Here is an 18,324-nt window from a genome sequence, read left to right on the forward strand (position 1 = left end):
TTAAGCTTTCCAAATGTCTTTCAAATTCCAGTACGTACATTCTACGATTTCCACTTCACCATTTTCCGCGAATAGCTCAATCCCTGATTGAACTTCCGTTGGATAGATCCGACTCGACATTGTTACATGTCCTTCATTAGCGAATATCTCGATCGAAGAACGGTCTAGGAATAGGTGCAATGTAAGTTGTCCATTAGCGTCAAGTGCTGCATTTCGAATACCATCAGCAGGTTTACCAGACTTAGAACAATCCAAAGTTAATTTCCGATCTGCATGTGTGTAGCGAATAACCGTCTCTTGCTCACCCACTCCACGAATCTTTAGACCAATTGCTTCTGCATTGGTATTTTCCATATTAAAGACCACTTTCACTTCAAGGAGCTGCTCCGTTACATTCACGAAATGACTTCTATTTACTAGCTGATCTTCGCACACATGGTGTTCGGTTTCACGAAGCAATTTCAATTCTTCAACTGGGTTCATAAGCACCTTACGATCTTCACTTAAGGTCAACACGCGAGGTAATGTGAGTGCTCCTGCCCAACCATCTGCCTTCGTCGGCATGTCAGATTCCCACATATCCATCCAACCGATCGCAATTCTCCGTCCTTGATCATCAAGAAGCGTCTGTACAGCATAGAAATCATGTCCATGATCAAGCTCTATAAATTCACCGTGCTCGTAATGATTCGTGTCATAATCATAGCTTCCAACATAATATCCCGTCTGGAATAGATTGTTATATTTATGGCCTTGAGACTCTAATCCTTGGGGAGAGAACAAGAATACAAAGGATCCGTCCAGTTCAAAGAAATCCGGGCATTCCCACATGAATCCCATATCATTGGCATTCTCATCTAAGACACCTTTATATTCCCATGTACGTAAATCTGGTGAAGTATAAAGAATGACTCTTGGTATATCTTCCTTCGTACTATTGCCGAGAATCATATACCACGTATCGTTGTGCTTCCACACCTTAGGATCACGGAAATGCTGTGAACTGTCCGCAGGTGGAGCTGCAATGACAGGATTTTGGTCCACTTTTTCAAAATGAATCCCATCCGTACTTACCGCAATATTCTGATTCTGGAAGAAGAGGTTTTGGGCTTGATCAATATAATGATGTCCAGTATATATCAAGGTTAGTTCGCCGTTGTTATCTACCGCACTTCCTGAGAAACATCCATCCACATCGCAAGCATCACCTGGCGATAGAGCAATAGGGCAGTGTTCCCAATGTACGAGGTCCTTACTTTTCACATGACCCCAGTGCATCGGTCCCCAGTTCTCATCATAGGGATGATGTTGATAGAAAGCATGATACTCGCCCTTAAAGTGAATCAATCCGTTCGGATCATTGATCCAATTCGCTGGCGCCATAATGTGGTAGCCAAAGCGGAAACGTTCATTGACGTTCTCACTCGCTTTCAGTAAAAATTCATTAGCAGGTTGTGTGTTATTTATGTTGTTCATTCGTTTTTCCCCCTAGAATGTTTTTTAAAAAAATTATAACGTTTGTACTTTTTCCTGAACTATTGGGTCTTTCTTTAATGTGAAGATGGATAATATGGTGAAGAAGAGAACGAAGGCTCCCATGATAAGATAGGTGTTACGGAATCCAGCAGAGTCATACAGACCTCCTGCAATGGGCGATAGAATAGATGCTCCGACCTGCGTAGCAAATTGAAATCCAACAAGATAAAGTATCGATGATAACCGAGTATCAAAATTAGAAGCCAAGTATTTGAATACTGCAATCAACATAATTGGTAGTTCAAGCGCGTGAATCATTTTCATGGAAGATATACCGATGGAACCATCAACCATACCAGAGCCAATAATGCGGAAAGCCATTAATGAACCCGCTAGAATCAGGCTCTTTTTAGCCCCAAGTTTATTTACAATAAAAGGTGCACAGAACATCATTCCCGCTTCCAAAAATACTTGTAACGAATTCAGGTAACCATATACTTGATTTCCTTGCGCTGCTGTCTCAAACATCGAAGAGAAGTAAATCGGAAATTGTTGATCGTACACGGAGTATACACAAGTTACACCAAGTACATATAACATAAAGAACCAGAAGTCTTTGAGTAAGAATAGTTCACCTACACTTTTTAAGTTAACCGATTTAGCTCGCTCAACATCCGTATCTGACATTTCAATTTTAATAGATACAATAATACCGACCAATATAACTGCAGACGCCGATGCAACCCAGAAATTAATATTCGGATTCACATTGAAGATCTGTCCTGCGAAAAATGTTGCCGCTGCCCATCCTAATGAGCCCCACATTCTTGATTTTCCGTATTCAAAATTATATTTACGACTAACCTTTTCAATATAGGATTCGATGGCACCAATACCGGCTAAGAACGCTACTCCTAAATAGAGCCCTCCAACAATAGCACCTAGTACCCAGTTATATTGCAGTAACGGTCCGTATACATAAATGTAAAATGGACCTACTAACACGAGAAGCAAACTAATGAAGAAAAGTATATTTTTCTTAAGGCCTATCTTGTCAGAAATGTATCCGTAAAGCGGTTGCATACATAATGCAAAAATAGCATTTATAGAGAAGATAGCTCCTACTGTAGCTCCATTTAGATTAAGTTCAGTTCCTAACCAAATAGAAAATAAAGAATAACTAGCTGACCAAGTAAAAAAGAAAAAGAAAAAATAGGCACTTAATTTCCAATACAATACTTTTGATGTTGTCATCTCGTTGGCTCCCTTTTCATGTCATGAATTCGTTTCGTAATATCGCCTTGAAAGCACTTTCAACTTTGTAACATTATTTTATGTCAACCGGTTTCATATGTCAACCGGTTTCACAATGGATAATCGTACCAAGTATTTGTATTATACCAACAGCAATCGTCTCTAGATAACAAAAAAACCATCGCTATGCGATGGTTCCCGTCGTATTTCCTTCTATAAGTTCTACTGGTAAGTAAGTTTCTAGAGGTAAATCATGATACTCGCCTTCAATCTCTTTAATGAGCAGTTCTACCGCTGTTTTAGCAATTAGAGCAATGGGCTGTCTTATCGTTGTCAGTTCAGGTAATAAGATCTGACACGTCTCCGTCCCATCATAACCAACCACCTTGATATCATTCGGTATATCCTTCCCACGTTTCCTAGCTTCAGCTATAAAAGAAGCAGCAACAAGATCATTACTAGCAAATAGTCCATCTACATTCGGGCATTCATCGAATAGTCGATCAATGACTTCATAATGATTCTGTTGGCGAAATGGATCTCTAACTTCATACGTAATCGCTTGTCTACCGTGACCCTCCATCACATCCTCATAAGCTTTCCTTCTGAGAGTTGCAGGTGTCTCTAACTCAACTGGACCATTCATATGAATGATGTTCTTGCAGCCTTTGGAGATCAATAGTTCCGTTGCCAAAGTTCCACCTGTGTAATTGTCGGAGCCTACAACAGGAATGGTCTTAGATAAATATCGATCAATGGCAACTACAGCAATATTGCGTTGATTGTAGTTCGAGATACCCCGATTATGCGCCCCTACGATAATCCCATCCACTTGATTTCGCATGAGCATATCTGCGTAGCTTTGTTCTTTTTCCATCTGACTTAAGCTGTTACAAAGTAATACCTTATACCCTAGGGAAGTACAGATGTTCTCAATATGGAAGGAGAGCTCTCCAAAAAATGGATTGGTCGTCGTTGGTACGATCAGCCCAATCAGATTTGTACGTTTATTAAATAAAGCTCGCGCTAAATCATTGGGGAAATAGTTAAGTTCCTTCATCGCGTTATCAACCTTATCCCGCGTTTCTTGACTAATATATCCCCGATTATTCATGACCCGCGATACCGTTGTAGGTGACACACCCGCTAATTTTGCAACATCACTAATATTAGATTTCATCATCATTCCCCTGACTACGCCTTTATCCTATGTCTACATATTTTAGCATGGTTACTGATGTTTGTAATCCTGATCGCGTCTGTTAGCTCACACTGTTATTAAAGAGTATTCCCGTGCCATCCCATTCTTGTGTCTTAACATCACTGACTATGTATTTACCGCTAGTATATTCTTCAATAACATTTAACCAGAATGACTTAGAAATAATATTGTTTTCATGTTGAAGAACTTCCCATTCACCTTGGAATTGATCAAAAATCATTTTAATCGCTATTTTCCCTGTTCCTTTTCTTCGATACTTACGCATAACAAAGAATTCAGCGATCGATTTAGCGTTCTTGTCCTTCGCCAAGTAACAATAACTATTAACTAATATAAAACCGGCAAACTTACCCTCAACTTTAATGAAAAATGGATGCCTAGTATCGTCTGTCCAGTAGTGGTCCAAGTAAGTATAACCATACAATCCATATTCGTTCACATCTTCATGATTGAATTCACTGAAATCATATTCATACAACTCTAACAACTGTCTTAATATCGTTTTCTGATCTTCTGATACGCTAATAACCTCTACGTTTTCCATCATACACTCACCTGTTCTCCCGATGTTTAACAATACCCTGTGGAGGCCTACTCATGAATCGTTCTGAATTTCTTTCAAATCCATATTGTTCATACAATCCATGAGCATCTAATGTCCCTAATATACCTGTCATCCATTCATACTCTTCAGAATTGGTAATCAATTGGACTAATCGCTTCCCAATACCCTGTCCTTGATATTCTTGCAATACAAACACATCGCACAGGTAGAACATGGTTGCTCCATCCGTGACGATTCTTGCAAAACCAATTTGGTTGTTATTATAATAAACACCATAACAATGCGAAGATTCGATAGATTTCAATATTCGTTCAGGTGGTCTCCGGTTAGCCCAATAGCTATGAGCTAAGTATTCTAGTACGAATTGCCTGTTAATTCTGACTTTATCGTCTGAAATCAAGTATTCTTTGTATAATACTTCCATGAGAATGACCCCCACATCGTATCTCGTAAAGATTAAATAATTTTAGTATTAATAATAAAGTTTCTTACTTTCATCCATTTTCCTGAAACAAATTCATCAATCGTTCCTGTTTTGGGTCTAACACAAAATCGGTGTTGTGTCCCTCTATCAAACCCAACAGCTTCATAAATTAAACTTTCACCTATTTGTTCCTTAAAATACACCTGCTTTAATCCCAATCTGCTCACCATTTCAAGCTTTACAGTTTCAATATACTTGCGTGAATAAACCTTAGACATGTGTGTTCCTCCTAGTAGTGGTAGTCAAATTATAGAGTTAATACACTAGAAGTCAAGGAAAGACGATAAATAAGACGTTTAACTGCTCTTACTCCTGTCACTTCGCCCTAACCTACAAGATATCTTATTATTTCTTTATTTACAAATTCTGATTGTTCATGATTTATGGCATGGCCTGCGTCTTTCACTATTTTGTAATTTAATTGTTTATCTTGCAATTTCTTTATGGCTTTTGGATAATGACTCAATATTATAGATCCACATCATGTTAAGTTATTCCCACGTCACCCCCTCCCTTGATCATATTCATCTTCCAATATTGAAAATAAATAAGAATCATGAAATTGCCCTTTGTGCCACATATGTCCCCTTAGATGGCCTTCTTGTTTCATTCCGATTCTTTTCATGACATTCGCGGACGCTATATTTCCGGGACGACATGTCGCATAAATTCTATGCACTTTGAAGGTTTTAAAACCAAACATTAACATAGCATTTGCTGCTTCTGTGGCATAACCATTCCTCCAAAAGGCAGGATTAAAACAGTACCCTAATTCAGCATTATGTTCATTCATATGAATGCCACATCCACCAATTAATTCATTCGTCTCTTTCAAAATAACTCCAAATTCAAAATCAGTTCGGTCAATCGTTTGCTGAATTCTGATTTCCTGCTCAATATATGTTTTGGTCTCAGCTTCGCTATTCGGTCCCCAGATCGTATGTTCAGTTACTTCGAGATTCGATGCATATCTATGTACACCTACCCAGTCTTCCATCTGGAAATCACGAATGATTAATCTTTCCGTTTCTACTTGCATTTCATATTCCCCCAGTCTTAATATCGGATTTATTCACTTCTTTGAATTCATCTCGTGGTTAACCAGTTAAATCGCGTTAAGATACTTTATTAAACCTTGTGCGGCACACTTAGAAAAACCCTCTATATAATTCATTTTATCATTCACTTGATCATGTGATCTCCATGGATATCAACAATAAACATGCTTAAATCCCCAACTCCGAAGGTCAATAGCAATCACTTTATAACCAAGGTACACTAATTATATTTGCTCATTCATAATTACCCTGTTAGATGAAGTGAAATTAAAATATTTTCTTAATTTCGAAGTCCGTCTCTTAGAATTGTTATACCTTCCAATACAGATTCCATATTCTCTTCGTCATTCATATGATTTCTTGCGTGTAATAAAGCGGGTCTTAATGATTCAACTGAATTACCAAATTCCTTCATCCATTCATATCTAGGAACCATCCATAGATGAAAGTGATGTGTTGTATCTTCATTATAGAAATAATAAACGTGATCAATCCCGAGGAGAATTCTTTGTTCATGTCTGATTTTATGTATTAATGAGATATATTCCATCTGTTCTTCGACACTCAATTCATCCATTCCGTAAAAATGTCTCTTGGATGCCACTATAACCAATCCTCTTATGGGGTACGCAACATCTTGATGAACATGAAAATGATCTGTCTCGTAAATAACTCCTCCTGTTGGCGTAATCAAACCACTCGTTAACGCACAACTCAAACAATCCACTTCAATTGTTCTTCCGTCCGCCAATGTTATGTGTCCTACCATAGTTCACCTCGCTTCAAGTATTCCTATTAATCATTATTCCGAACATTCCTCAATAATCGATTTACCAAGATCCGTATGCCATAATAAGCTACAGCCAATAGAATGAAGCCGAAAGATGTTTCAATCCAGCCGAACTGATCATGATTTCCAAAAGTGATGCTTGATTGTAAATGATCTACCTTTTCATAACTGCTAATTATATCTGGCACGTAATTCATCGTTATAAGCATTCCTTGACCCATCATCCAGCCAAATCCAAATAGAATTATTAATGCAGAGACTATGAATGATTCTATTAATAATCTTTTATTAAGTTTCACCTTGTCCTCCAATCTAGCATTGATTCACTGTATTTTATCGCTATTCACAAGAAATATGATCTCCATACTTTATTTGTCCATGAGCTATTTATTGTTCTTTCGAAAGCACTAGTTATAATAGAAACTTTACCTTTATTATCATTGCAACCTCTTCTGGAGTCACTCCTGTATTATTAATTCTAATATAGTTATCCTTATTAATTTCTCCGTCATTTGAATTTAATCTATTCTTCTCCATTGTGCTTATTAAATCATGTTCAGACCACGCAATATTTCTTTTTGTAGGCATATGCATTAATCTGTGTGGAGTCTTGTTACGCTCAAGTCTTTCTTCTACCCTTGCTTCAAGTTCAAAAAAGTACACGACCCCACCTTTTGATTCAAACAAATCACTAATCTTATTGATATAGTCCCAATCAGCTTGTATATCAAATGCCCACACATAAGTAAATATCAATCCATATAGATCACTTCGGGACACTTCCTCAAATATTTCTTGCCGAAATAGATGAACTAGTCTTTTGCCTTCTTTAGTCCCATAGCTAAAAAAAGGAGATACCAAATCAATCGTCATATGATTATGGAAGAGTTTCAATTCCGTTATTTTTTCCAACTCTTGTCCAACCGTCATTTTACCAACAGCTTAATAGTTAACATCAAGGAACATTTTAATATCGTTATTGATCTCCTTGAATAATTCTTGAGATGGGAAATGACCCATTTCATAAGTGATTGTTGTTACTAAGTTCGGAAAGATTGCTTCCGCCGCACGCATCACATTTATAGCTGGAAAGAAAATATCCTTTTTACCTACCAAGAGCATTGTTGGAGCAGAATAATTCGCAAGTTCTTTCTTTTCGGTTAATTTAGGCATGTCTTGCTCTAATTTAACATGTGTGAAAATTTCCCCGATAATGTTTTCATCTATCGTTTTCATGCTGTTAAACGACATCACATCTGCAATTTTATGCAACTGTACTTGTGATGAATTCATCTTATATAGCATCAACGGAAGCAATATTTTATGTATCATTTTCATCTTTGAGCCTAATTGCAATCCAGAAGGTACCACTAGAACAGAGCACGCAATTTTCTCAGGCATAAAAGTTGCCAATCTTAGTATGATACCTCCGCCATAAGATGGACCAATAAAAGCACTTTTCTCAACTTTAAAATGTTCCATTATATCAGAAATCCATAAAGCAAGACTTTCATCTTTGGGAGATACTCTTGTTTCTGCACTGAAACCAGGATGCCCAATTGTGTCCGGTGCATAAATCCGATACTGCCCTAACAAGGAAGAGAACCAGGATAGCGTCATCGGATTGATACAATTGCCTCCCTGAAGAATAAATAGTGGTTTCCCATCAACAGGCCCTGTCACTAATGTATGTGAATGACCAAATCGTGTATTAACGTATTCTCTTTGAAAATCAACATCGAACAATTTTAAGTATGATTCATAATATTTCAGAATCTTTCTCTTACCTTCTTCACTTTTATAAATAGTATGTTCTCTCATTTACACACCTCAAATCTTTAATATGGCTTTCCCCGTATCCCTTCCACTCAATATTCTTTCCTTTGCAACGTAGCTTCCTCAATCCATGCTGTTAGTCCAGCTTTACTTATATAAATTTCATTTTCCAGTTCAATATATGGCATCATTTTTCCACTATAAGAACCAAATTGTTGTAATGTTTGTTGTTCTGAAGAAATAATCATCTTTAACTTATATTCTGAAATACCAAGATATTCTGCAGCTTCTGTTACACTCATTAACGGTTTATAATCACTATCCGATCTATCAAAATTGGAATCCATTATCAACTTTGATTTATGATCACTTGAACCATTTTGAATAATTAAACTTGCAACCACGATAGAAATCCCTAGGATTAAGGAACTTATAACAGCACTATAATTAAACTGTTTCAATGTGTTGCCTCCTTCTGTTAATTATTTACGCCTTTGCCCAGACCTCACCATCCATTACTGTTGATTAATGATCTTATTTGTGAGAAATGATGTTGATTATGCCACACAAACCTTTGAAGGGCAGTATCTATTGTGATTTTCCCTAGCGCTTGAGTTCTTAATGTTCTACTAAAATCATCCGGGTTCATACCATTGAGTAGAATCAGAAACCCTTTATGGAGTATTTCAAGAAGTAAAATTGAGCGCTCGACAGGCATGTTCCTATAATCACTTAATTCTGCCCATAAATCTTCACGATAAGAGTCAGTTAATGGCTCTTCTTCTGTTAAGGCCCTCTTAAACCATAAGTAAGGATTCATATCATTGTCACTTAAGTGATGTACGATTTGTTGAATATTCCAACCCTCAGGTCGATAAGGAATCTGAAGTTGATCAGGGGTGATGTCTTTCACAAGTCTTCTAAGCGTAGTTGAAATCTCAGGAATCTGGTATATGATGTTTCTTCGCCCTTCAATAGAGGGGTTGAGATTTGGTTCAAAATGACCCATAGGATAACGCAAGTGATCCACTATTTGTTCTCTCCTATTTAATAAAGATAGCGTTCTCTCACTCAAGTTTGGGCATACTTCCAAGCTTCATAAAATTCAGATATTGATGAGAATCTATGATTTCTGTTCGGATCTATCGCTTTCACTGCTATGTTAAATAATGCAATACCTGCCTCCCACTTCGTGAACGATCTATCCAGTTCTCCACCAACCAATGCAAAAGCTACCGCTCCCATAGTGAATACATTCGTTGTATGATCAATCTCTGCGCCATATTCAAACTCTTCAGGAGACATAAACCTTGAAGACCCCCAGAGCCTTCCCATTTTATTAATAAAGGGTCTGTTTTGATATAAATCGATATCACAAATCTTCGTTATGTCAGAATCAAAATCATACAATATACTGCCGTCATAGAAATCAACTGCAACATAACCCATCTTCTCTACATTTACATGAAACAAAAAGATACGATCCAATGATGATAATCTGACATCAATGGGCAGTTGTCGATATCTATAATACGGAGAATTGGGATTGTCATACTTAGCAGGTGGAGGAAATGACCAATGTGGATGTAAACTTTCACCTTCAACCCATTCAAAAACAGCAGCATAACCTTCTTGTGTGTCGAAATGTTCAACTAATGTAATCAGATAGTCATGCTTTAAATCTTCATAGATTGGGATTGCCCTCCTCAAATTTGCAATGGCATCTTGAGGAACACCATGATATTCAAGGGTTTGAGCACCTGCATATTTAACAAATCTCTTAATTCCTTGCTTAATAATACCGAATGATATATTTCCTGAGTCTTGTTGGTCAAAGACTGTAAACACCGCCCCTAATCCTTCCAGCCAATCAAATCGATGTTCTTGTTGTAATTGAAAAGATATATTGTCTAATTCAATCGTTACAGGACTCATGCCATTCCTCCCTGTTGAGATTTCTAACTATCTTCACGCTCTATGTCCATCTTTGCCATTTCAATCACTTTACCTATAAATTCTGACTTACCTTCAGTATAGGCAACACGATCATGCTTATGTTGTTGTTCAAGCTTCTTCTTAAGAAGGTAGTACTCTTCCATCATTCTGGAATCATTTATCAAATAGTCTCTAAATAAAATATTGTTTATCCAATTTTCACTCTCATATTCGTAAATGTGTAGGTGATGAGTTCCAGCTCTCCATTCTCCTCTGCGGAAAAATCTACGATCTGGAAAATCTGGTTTGAATACATACTCGTATCCAATTCCTGCTAGACCCGTAATACATCCTTCGGACACTTGTTGTAAATCTGCAACTCCAACCATCATATCGATTATTGGTTTTGATCCTAATTTAGGAATGGATGTACTTCCGATATGTTCGATTCTTAATAAAACATCACTTAACACACGACTAATCTTTACTTTCTCTTGCACATATTCTTCAATCCATTGCTGATCGTATTCTGACACCACGACAATCTCCAATTCAATTCCTCCAAGTGCATAATTCAATAGTACTCCTCTAACCATTCCACCTACAATACTTGTAATCATATCCTCCACAAAAATCAATCATCAATGTACTTATTCACTTTATCATACCCATAGTTCGTCCCGAGTCTTAAAATCAATTGCTTATGGTTTTCTCATATACTTTCAATAGATCTACAACTAATATGCCGTTTATTCGCATACTATCCAACTTACAATCATGAATATCTATGCCACTAAGATTGCAATCTAGTATTTGACTGTTCTCCAAATTACAATTCTCAAATCGTAAAGGTCTCTGTTTGACCGTCGGATCATACATTGGATGTCCTTCGGGCGGCATACCAATATTATGTATATAGGCCCCGCCGAGTTGCGCTCCATCTATTTCTAAATCACTTAGGTTAGCGTCCTTTATCTTGGTTCCAGCTAATGAGATGTCCTGCAAATGCATGTTCTCTAAACATGCACATTCAAATCTAGAACCCGTAAGATTCGTATTTCTTACATCCAATTGTCTATTCGTGTTAACTAACTCCAACCTTTCCATAATAATCGCCTCCAATAATTGTGATACCTTCTTATATAATACAACACGACCCAACCTTAGATTTCATCTTAAGTCGGGTCGTGTTGTATGTTCTGATTATTTGTCCCACTTCACTCAAAGCATTTCAGCAACTCCAAGGCCTCTTCATGCTCAGGCTCAAGAACCAAGGCCTCGCGCGTATATTCTAATGCTTCTTCTTCCATCCCAAGCTCATAACTACAGATAGCCAAGCAGTAGAGTACCGTTGGCACGGGCTCTTCTTCATCTGCCTGTATGGATGTTTCTAAGAACAACTTCGCATCCTCGTACATGTCCATCTCGAACAGTAACAACCCAGCATCCAATGCTAAATCATAGCGCTGCTCCATGACATAATACGATGACCACATGATGTGAATGCCTCTTTGGATATCCAGTAATTCTTCATCACTAGCTTCAGATAGCAAGTTCGAGATTTGTTTCGCACTCTGGATAAAAAACTCCGCATCATAACCGCCCAAACGCCAAAAGGCCAAGATTTGATGTAGTCCCATCGTCTCAAATTGTAGGTCTACCCATTCCTTCATACTGAAGAAATCATCCGGTCCAAAGCGTTCGATAAACCGCCGATAGGCCAGTCGGGTGTTACCGTAACGCATCGGAGAGTCTAGCATGAATATACAGCCAATATTTATATTCTTATAATGATGCTCGGTGAAAAGTGTCTGCGCACCTCTTTGATCAAAAACATGTTGGATGGCATGATAGTTCGCTGTTAACGAAAAGCTGCCGTGAAGAGTTAACTGAGGTGGTTCTGCAAACTTCCAGTTATCTAATCTGTGGTCACCTTTGTCTGCTGTAATTAACAGGAACCCTGCTTGCGACAGCTTATTCAGCCTCTCTAAGCATGTCAATCCTACTTCAGGAAATAAGATATGTGAATCTTCAAGCTCCTTCTGATACAGCGCGATTAGATCGCGATACAGGTATGTCTCTTCTTCGTATCTAGGAGCTCGCCGATGTTCGTAATTCAGTGTCATTTGTTCCAGAGCCTCTGACGGTTCAAGCAGATTAGAATTCTCGGGAGACTCGATTACAACATCACATTCATAAATTTTACCCTCACCCACATAGATCAGCTCTTGCGGAATACTGTCAAAGAAATAATTAGCAACAATCAACAGTGGCTGCAACAGATCACCCGGCCGGATGGTTGTATTTGATACAACCAAATTCAATTCCGCGTCATGAACTGCATCGAACCGTGCGAAATCAAGTATTCCCTGCTCAATATAAGATTGCATAGCAGGATGATATCTCCAACCATCAACATTTTTTAACGCCAAATCAGTCATAACATATCGGAAAGGAGGCAACGTAATTCCTGCATAATCTCTCATTTCACACAGCTTGTGCAATATATGAAATGCGAGGCGGCCTGCTCCCGCTCCTAGCTCCAGAATCGTAATTGGTTCAAAGTCATCACCTTTTGTCGCACGGTCTTGAAGAAATCCGAAAATCATTTCCGCGTAAGCTGTAGCAATCATCGGGTTACTCGTTATATATTGCGGAACCTGATCATTATTCCAAGCATTCAATCCTTCTTCTTCATAATAAGTCCGCTGCAAATCCCAGATAGGTGCCTCGCTGAAGCGGAAGCGTTGTTCTTTATTTTCTGCCATTCAATATAACCCTGCTCTCTGTGCGTCATGTGGGACAATCTGTTAACATGCCAAGCATGTGTGCTTCAAACGTCAATTGAATCGTACCATATAAATTGCACGTTCCCAAACCTAGGGGTCTAAGTTCTTGTTGCTCGACCACATAACCCTTATTTCAATTTAGTTCCTGTTATTCTATGTGTTGTATCATGCATGGTATATTTCCTAAGTTAGTAAATGATATCTCAACGCGTTGATCAGTTGAAAGTAACTCTAACACTTCCGGGACAACAATCTTATATTTCTTCACTTTATCGTCATCCCTCAATACATTAATCATTCTACCTTCTTTGTTTATGATTCTTCCACGAACGATCCTTCTTTTCTTTGAGAATAAGTCTATTGTAAGAACAATGAACAATCCCCCGAAAGTAAACGTAATTAAGAAGAAAATGAAATCAAAAGGAAGATAACCTATCACCAACCAAACAATCGAAATAATGAATTGCAAAAAGCATATCACAAGTAACAACAGCAGCGATTTTCTAGGTTTTAAATCTATGTCTAATCCCTCCCGTCGTATTATGTTATAGATCCTTTTACATAGCGTTTAATCTTCAATCAATAATTTTTCCAAGCCTATTATGGTACAAATATAGATTACGTTCACTTAAATGGCCTGAAAATAGCTCAAATCTTTTACATTCACTAAACAATGATTCAACTTCAATCATCTAGTATGGCATTCAAATCAGATTTATTCGCTTTCGAGATGAGCACGACGACTTCTCCCCCTACCATAAAATATTGCTATCGTAATCTCATGCCATTACTATTTATTTCGTCAATTCCGTCGTTGGACTTAGTTGTCATCAATTCATGAAATACATATTCTTTCCTCTTTAGATGCTCTTCCAAGAAAGCGCAGATATATTTATTAATAATTGAATGCTTTAGTTTAATCCCATTGTCCTCGTAATGAATCGGTATATCGCTAAATGTCATATGATCAGCACCATGTAATTTAATAAAAGTACTATTTACTGGACTTGATTTATGGAGATTGTTAAATCCTATTAATAACAATGGCAACAACTCTTGCGAGACTTCATTTTCTAATTCTTCATTCGAGCAATTCTCTTGTCTAACTATTAATAATGGAGCTGAACTTCTATCGTCAGTACTAACCGTTATTAAATGAAAACTAGGATCTAACATTATGCGAGCCTTAACCCTCTTATCTCCTTTTAACACTTCATACGCAGCAGCCCACCTAAAGAATGACCCATGATCCCCATTTCATTTCTATCCATAATTGTCCTAAGATCCCTAACAGAATCCAATGCATCTTCAAGATTACTCAATACATACCTAATATCTTCAACTCTTAGTTCCAATAATTCTTTCCAATATTTCATATCTACACTATCTATTTCAGATATCTCTTGCGATTGCTGAATAAAGCATCCATCAGGGAAAATAGAAAAAATAGATTCATGAGTAGCACCTATTGTAATAACAACAAAGCCGTTCTTCACTAAATGTTCTATACAAAAGGAATACATGTCTCTAACTACACCAAACGCTGGGGAAAAAAATAGGATGGGACAGTTCTTTGCCGTCATATTTATACGTGCGTTATTAATTACTCCTGTTTCGAGATGACTAATGTATTCCCTATTCACACCCATATTACAGAGCATATCAACAGCTAAAGGAATAGAAGGTTCAAATAACGTAGTGTATTTAGGCTTATTGTCCAAGGATTCTGAGGGATAATAGATACTAATGAGAATTTCCCTTGTTGATTTACTTATTGGATCGATACGTGATATATCTTTGAGAACAAAAACCTTTCTTCCAACACTCATTATATTCACAACCTTGTTATATAGTTGTAACGATAAATCTTTAATAATCTTGTTTATATAATCCGTATATACTAATAATAACGCCTAGCAAAATTGTAATTATACTTACACTTGGAAACCATAATGTAAAGTCTAAAAACGTTGTAAATATGTACCCAATAAATATTAGTTCTGCGCCAAAAAACATAATCTTTTTGCTTGAGATATTTCCTTTAATTGCTTTTACTAACATTATAAAAATCCCCACGATTATAGAAATAATTATCAAAAAGTATAAGACTAAGGCTCCTGTCTTGCCCAGGACATACAGAAAGTGAATTTAACGTATTTTGTACCTTTCAATAGAGATTAAATATGATTCGCTAACGTTCTGGTATGCTGTTGAGGTCATCTTTAAATATGTTCTAATTCCTCTAATAATCGATTAGTTGTATACACCTTTACTCCGATATTCGTAATTTCATCAATTCCTTTACTATAGATACCGGAAATAGCATCTTCAACCATGACAACTTTGAAATCTCGTTCGCTAGCTTGATAAATACTTGTTCTAGGACAATTCGGAAAATTGCATCCTATGAAAATTAGAGTATCTATTTCATTCTCTCTTAAAAATTCTTCTAAGTGGGTTTGGTAAAATGCCCCCCATCTAGGTTTATACATAGCCCATTCCAGATCTCCAATACATTGAATCTTTCCGTTCAATAGGTCCTGAGAGTTCAACTGTTCAGCATGTAATGGCTTAATCGAACTTACAAGATCTGCCCCAGTTGATCCGGGACTGACGATATCTGCGCCGGACTCTATCAATTCCTTACGACATATGTCTACATTCGACCCATCTTCTTTGTACAAACGGATAACATGTATAATTGGAATTTGGCTTCTTCTACAAGTCTCTAATATTCTCTCCATCAGAGGTAATACTTCATAGGTTCCTTTTATTTCGGCGATAGCACCTGGCAGGCTAAAGTCATTTTGAGTATCAATTGTTATTACAGCGCAATGATTAAAATTCGGTTCTATATACTTATCCATTGCTAATCCTCCTTCAAGGAATAATATATTTATAATTTCTTGGTACTTTTGAAGCTATGTAAACCTTCTGATCCATGATTAAATTGCCTTGATTTAATTGAATGATGTACCTTTGAAGCTCTTGATCTGTATTCTTTATATCCATGAATTGATGAGGTATTTCGATCTCGATTTCCTGATTACTCTTTATCTTAACTTCAGATTTATAATGACCCGCAACAGGAACACCACTTCCATAAATCATGAATAGACAGTACTTTTTATTATTTTCCTCAAAAAAATACATGCCAGTACCAGCAAAACTCTCATAATTCTCCCATTCATGTTTATCAATAGATAACCATATATCAGATTCAGAATTAATCAGTCTACTTATACCGATCAGCATAAATATAGCCAAAATGAATGTAAATATAACTACCCATCGTTTTTTCATTCCGTACCCCATCTCTTTAAAATCATGTATCCTCTCATTATTCTTAGTTGTTATTACTTACAAGTAGCTTTGCTAACACATTACCATGGTAATTTCCCAATCGATGGTTGAACAAATTGACCCGTAGTACTTTTGTTTAATGTCTTTATCCACTCATAAATGTTGGATGCTGCTTCCTCTGGATACATATTCGAGTCAGATGATCCACCCCTTGTAAGCAAAACGCCTGGATGAATTGCATTGACACTTATGTTATTTCCCTGCAACTCATGACTCAAGCATACCGTAAACATATTTTGCGCAGCTTTAACCATCCGATATGAGTAAGAAAAATCCCGATCAGAAAATTCCCCAGATGCCATTTTTGTTATAGAACCTAATCTTGAAGATACATTAACAATTCTCGGGTTGTCCGATTGTTTGAGTAATGATATACAAGATTGGACTGCTCTAATTGGGCCTAGGCAATGGATATCAAATAGGGAATTCACTTCCTTTGTTCTTACTGTCTCAATAAGATATTCTGTACCCGAAATTCCTGCATTATTGATAAGGATATCTAATTCATCTGTTTGCTTACTGACTTCAGATTTAATATGGTTTATTGAGCTATCCAGCGTGAGATCAGCAAGAATAGGGTAACATTTTCCTTGGAATTCATATTTCAATCTTTCAAATGCTTCTTCAGTTCTGACAATCGGAAAAGTAATGTAGTCATGGATTGAGTAGACCTTCAATAGTTCATATCCCAATCCTCGACTTGCACCGGTTATCAATACTGTCTCCATCAGTTACTCCCCCATATCATAGTTTAGAATTCACCTTTAATAATTTGGTTTCGATCGTATATCTAATTTAGGGGAATCTTTAGGAAGAAGTTCTTTAGGTAGGTACCCTCTTTTAGTATCATTTACCCGTATTATTTCTTTCTTGTCCTACTATAATTCTCCAATCCTGATCTACATACTTAATTGGAAAAGTGAATTCATCCATTTTGCCATTCTCTTCAGTCGTTATTGTGACACTATACTCTGTATCATTAATTTTTCGTAAATCCTTTATTAGTGCTTTGTCTATTTTTTGGCTTATCGTCTGATATTCTGACTTTTGTTGTATTTTATCTGGAAACCTTAGGTCATCCGCATATTTAACCATAGTATCAATATCTTTAATTTCAACAGCTTTCAAATACGCGGTAACTTGTTCTCGAACTTTCTCTTTCGTATCTAATGTTTTGGATTCGGAACACCCTATTAAATTTATGATTACGATGATCATTACTAGAAGTTTGAACTTCATTGTTTTAACATTCTCCTTTGAAAGTCAATATTTATTGATTACGACTTTTACTTTTAGTCATTACACCCTAACTTATTGATCATTCCTTCGATTCTTACGTTTGTTGTTAATATATTGTAGCCCAGAGATAACAGCATAAATAATAACAACATTAACAAAATAACCAAATAAATCTATGCTAACGCCTTTAATGAACCAACTATTCTGTTGATACTGTATAAAGAATCTTAAAGGAAACCCATATTTTATTCTATCTGCACCTTCCGTAGGAGCATTTCCTGGAATAAAAAGTATAGCAAGGACAGCAAGCCAGAGCGAAATATTTAGAATCATTTTGTTTACTTTCATTTAGATCCCCCTTCACTTGGTACAA

24 protein-coding genes are annotated in these 18,324 nt (G+C 36.8%); all 24 read right to left on the minus strand.

Features of this window, described 5'->3' with window-relative positions:
* The 24 genes from PBAT_RS07630 to PBAT_RS07755 all read right to left on the minus strand — a co-directional run bounded on the left by PBAT_RS07630 (window position 1) and on the right by PBAT_RS07755 (window position 18,299).
* Complete coding sequence (locus PBAT_RS07630; protein ID WP_169810092.1) at window positions 1–1,467, minus strand: glycoside hydrolase family 32 protein; 1,467 nt, start codon at window positions 1,465–1,467, stop codon at window positions 1–3.
* A gap of 42 nt (window positions 1,468–1,509) precedes the next feature.
* Complete coding sequence (locus PBAT_RS07635; protein WP_068648196.1) at window positions 1,510–2,730, minus strand: MFS transporter; 1,221 nt, start codon at window positions 2,728–2,730, stop codon at window positions 1,510–1,512.
* Window positions 2,731–2,914: 184 nt separating this feature from the next.
* On the minus strand, window positions 2,915–3,910 hold the full coding sequence (locus tag PBAT_RS07640; RefSeq protein WP_068648198.1) for a LacI family DNA-binding transcriptional regulator: 996 nt from the start codon (window positions 3,908–3,910) through the stop codon (window positions 2,915–2,917).
* Window positions 3,911–3,992: 82 nt separating this feature from the next.
* Window positions 3,993–4,496, minus strand: a complete 504-nt coding sequence (locus tag PBAT_RS07645) for a GNAT family N-acetyltransferase (protein ID WP_068648340.1) — start codon at window positions 4,494–4,496, stop codon at window positions 3,993–3,995.
* 7 nt (window positions 4,497–4,503) lie between these two features.
* Window positions 4,504–4,941, minus strand: coding sequence for a GNAT family N-acetyltransferase (locus PBAT_RS07650; RefSeq protein ID WP_068648200.1), 438 nt, complete (start codon window positions 4,939–4,941; stop codon window positions 4,504–4,506).
* A gap of 32 nt (window positions 4,942–4,973) precedes the next feature.
* On the minus strand, window positions 4,974–5,219 hold the full coding sequence (locus tag PBAT_RS07655) for a hypothetical protein (RefSeq protein WP_068648202.1): 246 nt from the start codon (window positions 5,217–5,219) through the stop codon (window positions 4,974–4,976).
* A 284-nt stretch (window positions 5,220–5,503) separates the two neighbouring features.
* Complete coding sequence (locus tag PBAT_RS07660; protein WP_068648204.1) at window positions 5,504–6,040, minus strand: GNAT family N-acetyltransferase; 537 nt, start codon at window positions 6,038–6,040, stop codon at window positions 5,504–5,506.
* Window positions 6,041–6,339: 299 nt separating this feature from the next.
* Entirely contained in the window at window positions 6,340–6,828 is a 489-nt protein-coding gene (locus PBAT_RS07665; protein WP_068648206.1) for an HIT family protein, read from the minus strand.
* Window positions 6,829–6,854: 26 nt separating this feature from the next.
* On the minus strand, window positions 6,855–7,148 hold the full coding sequence (locus PBAT_RS07670) for a hypothetical protein (RefSeq protein ID WP_068648208.1): 294 nt from the start codon (window positions 7,146–7,148) through the stop codon (window positions 6,855–6,857).
* Window positions 7,149–7,260: 112 nt separating this feature from the next.
* Window positions 7,261–7,779, minus strand: a complete 519-nt coding sequence (locus PBAT_RS25185; protein ID WP_068648209.1) for a shikimate kinase — start codon at window positions 7,777–7,779, stop codon at window positions 7,261–7,263.
* Window positions 7,780–7,791: 12 nt separating this feature from the next.
* Entirely contained in the window at window positions 7,792–8,670 is an 879-nt protein-coding gene (locus tag PBAT_RS25190; protein ID WP_068648211.1) for an alpha/beta fold hydrolase, read from the minus strand.
* Between the two features lie 47 nt (window positions 8,671–8,717).
* Window positions 8,718–9,086, minus strand: coding sequence for a MerR family transcriptional regulator (locus PBAT_RS07685; protein WP_068648213.1), 369 nt, complete (start codon window positions 9,084–9,086; stop codon window positions 8,718–8,720).
* A gap of 44 nt (window positions 9,087–9,130) precedes the next feature.
* Complete coding sequence (locus tag PBAT_RS07690) at window positions 9,131–9,655, minus strand: YfiT family bacillithiol transferase (protein ID WP_338045638.1); 525 nt, start codon at window positions 9,653–9,655, stop codon at window positions 9,131–9,133.
* A 41-nt stretch (window positions 9,656–9,696) separates the two neighbouring features.
* Entirely contained in the window at window positions 9,697–10,560 is an 864-nt protein-coding gene (locus tag PBAT_RS07695; RefSeq protein ID WP_068648215.1) for a protein kinase family protein, read from the minus strand.
* Between the two features lie 23 nt (window positions 10,561–10,583).
* Window positions 10,584–11,156, minus strand: a complete 573-nt coding sequence (locus PBAT_RS07700) for a GrpB family protein (RefSeq protein WP_420848739.1) — start codon at window positions 11,154–11,156, stop codon at window positions 10,584–10,586.
* A gap of 97 nt (window positions 11,157–11,253) precedes the next feature.
* Window positions 11,254–11,667 (minus strand): pentapeptide repeat-containing protein, encoded by a 414-nt coding sequence (locus PBAT_RS07705; RefSeq protein WP_068648217.1) that lies wholly within the window; start codon window positions 11,665–11,667, stop codon window positions 11,254–11,256.
* Window positions 11,668–11,777: 110 nt separating this feature from the next.
* Window positions 11,778–13,328, minus strand: coding sequence for a tetratricopeptide repeat protein (locus PBAT_RS07710; RefSeq protein WP_068648219.1), 1,551 nt, complete (start codon window positions 13,326–13,328; stop codon window positions 11,778–11,780).
* A gap of 789 nt (window positions 13,329–14,117) precedes the next feature.
* Window positions 14,118–14,525, minus strand: a complete 408-nt coding sequence (locus tag PBAT_RS07720; protein ID WP_149466322.1) for a hypothetical protein — start codon at window positions 14,523–14,525, stop codon at window positions 14,118–14,120.
* Between the two features lie 29 nt (window positions 14,526–14,554).
* A complete protein-coding gene (locus PBAT_RS07725) occupies window positions 14,555–15,178 on the minus strand; it encodes an alpha/beta hydrolase (RefSeq protein WP_068648224.1) in 624 nt (207 codons plus the stop codon).
* 393 nt (window positions 15,179–15,571) lie between these two features.
* Window positions 15,572–16,216: a cysteine hydrolase family protein gene (locus PBAT_RS07735; RefSeq protein ID WP_068648228.1), complete on the minus strand. Its 645-nt coding sequence runs from the start codon at window positions 16,214–16,216 to the stop codon at window positions 15,572–15,574.
* 13 nt (window positions 16,217–16,229) lie between these two features.
* Complete coding sequence (locus tag PBAT_RS07740) at window positions 16,230–16,652, minus strand: hypothetical protein (protein WP_068648230.1); 423 nt, start codon at window positions 16,650–16,652, stop codon at window positions 16,230–16,232.
* Between the two features lie 80 nt (window positions 16,653–16,732).
* Window positions 16,733–17,440: an SDR family NAD(P)-dependent oxidoreductase gene (locus PBAT_RS07745; protein ID WP_068648233.1), complete on the minus strand. Its 708-nt coding sequence runs from the start codon at window positions 17,438–17,440 to the stop codon at window positions 16,733–16,735.
* 118 nt (window positions 17,441–17,558) lie between these two features.
* Window positions 17,559–17,951, minus strand: coding sequence for a hypothetical protein (locus PBAT_RS07750; protein ID WP_068648235.1), 393 nt, complete (start codon window positions 17,949–17,951; stop codon window positions 17,559–17,561).
* 72 nt (window positions 17,952–18,023) lie between these two features.
* Window positions 18,024–18,299, minus strand: a complete 276-nt coding sequence (locus tag PBAT_RS07755; RefSeq protein ID WP_068648237.1) for a hypothetical protein — start codon at window positions 18,297–18,299, stop codon at window positions 18,024–18,026.
* Window positions 18,300–18,324 lie beyond the last annotated feature (25 nt).

This window comes from Paenibacillus antarcticus, assembly GCF_001637225.1.
GTDB classification, from domain to species: Bacteria; Bacillota; Bacilli; order Paenibacillales; family Paenibacillaceae; genus Paenibacillus_AQ; species Paenibacillus_AQ antarcticus.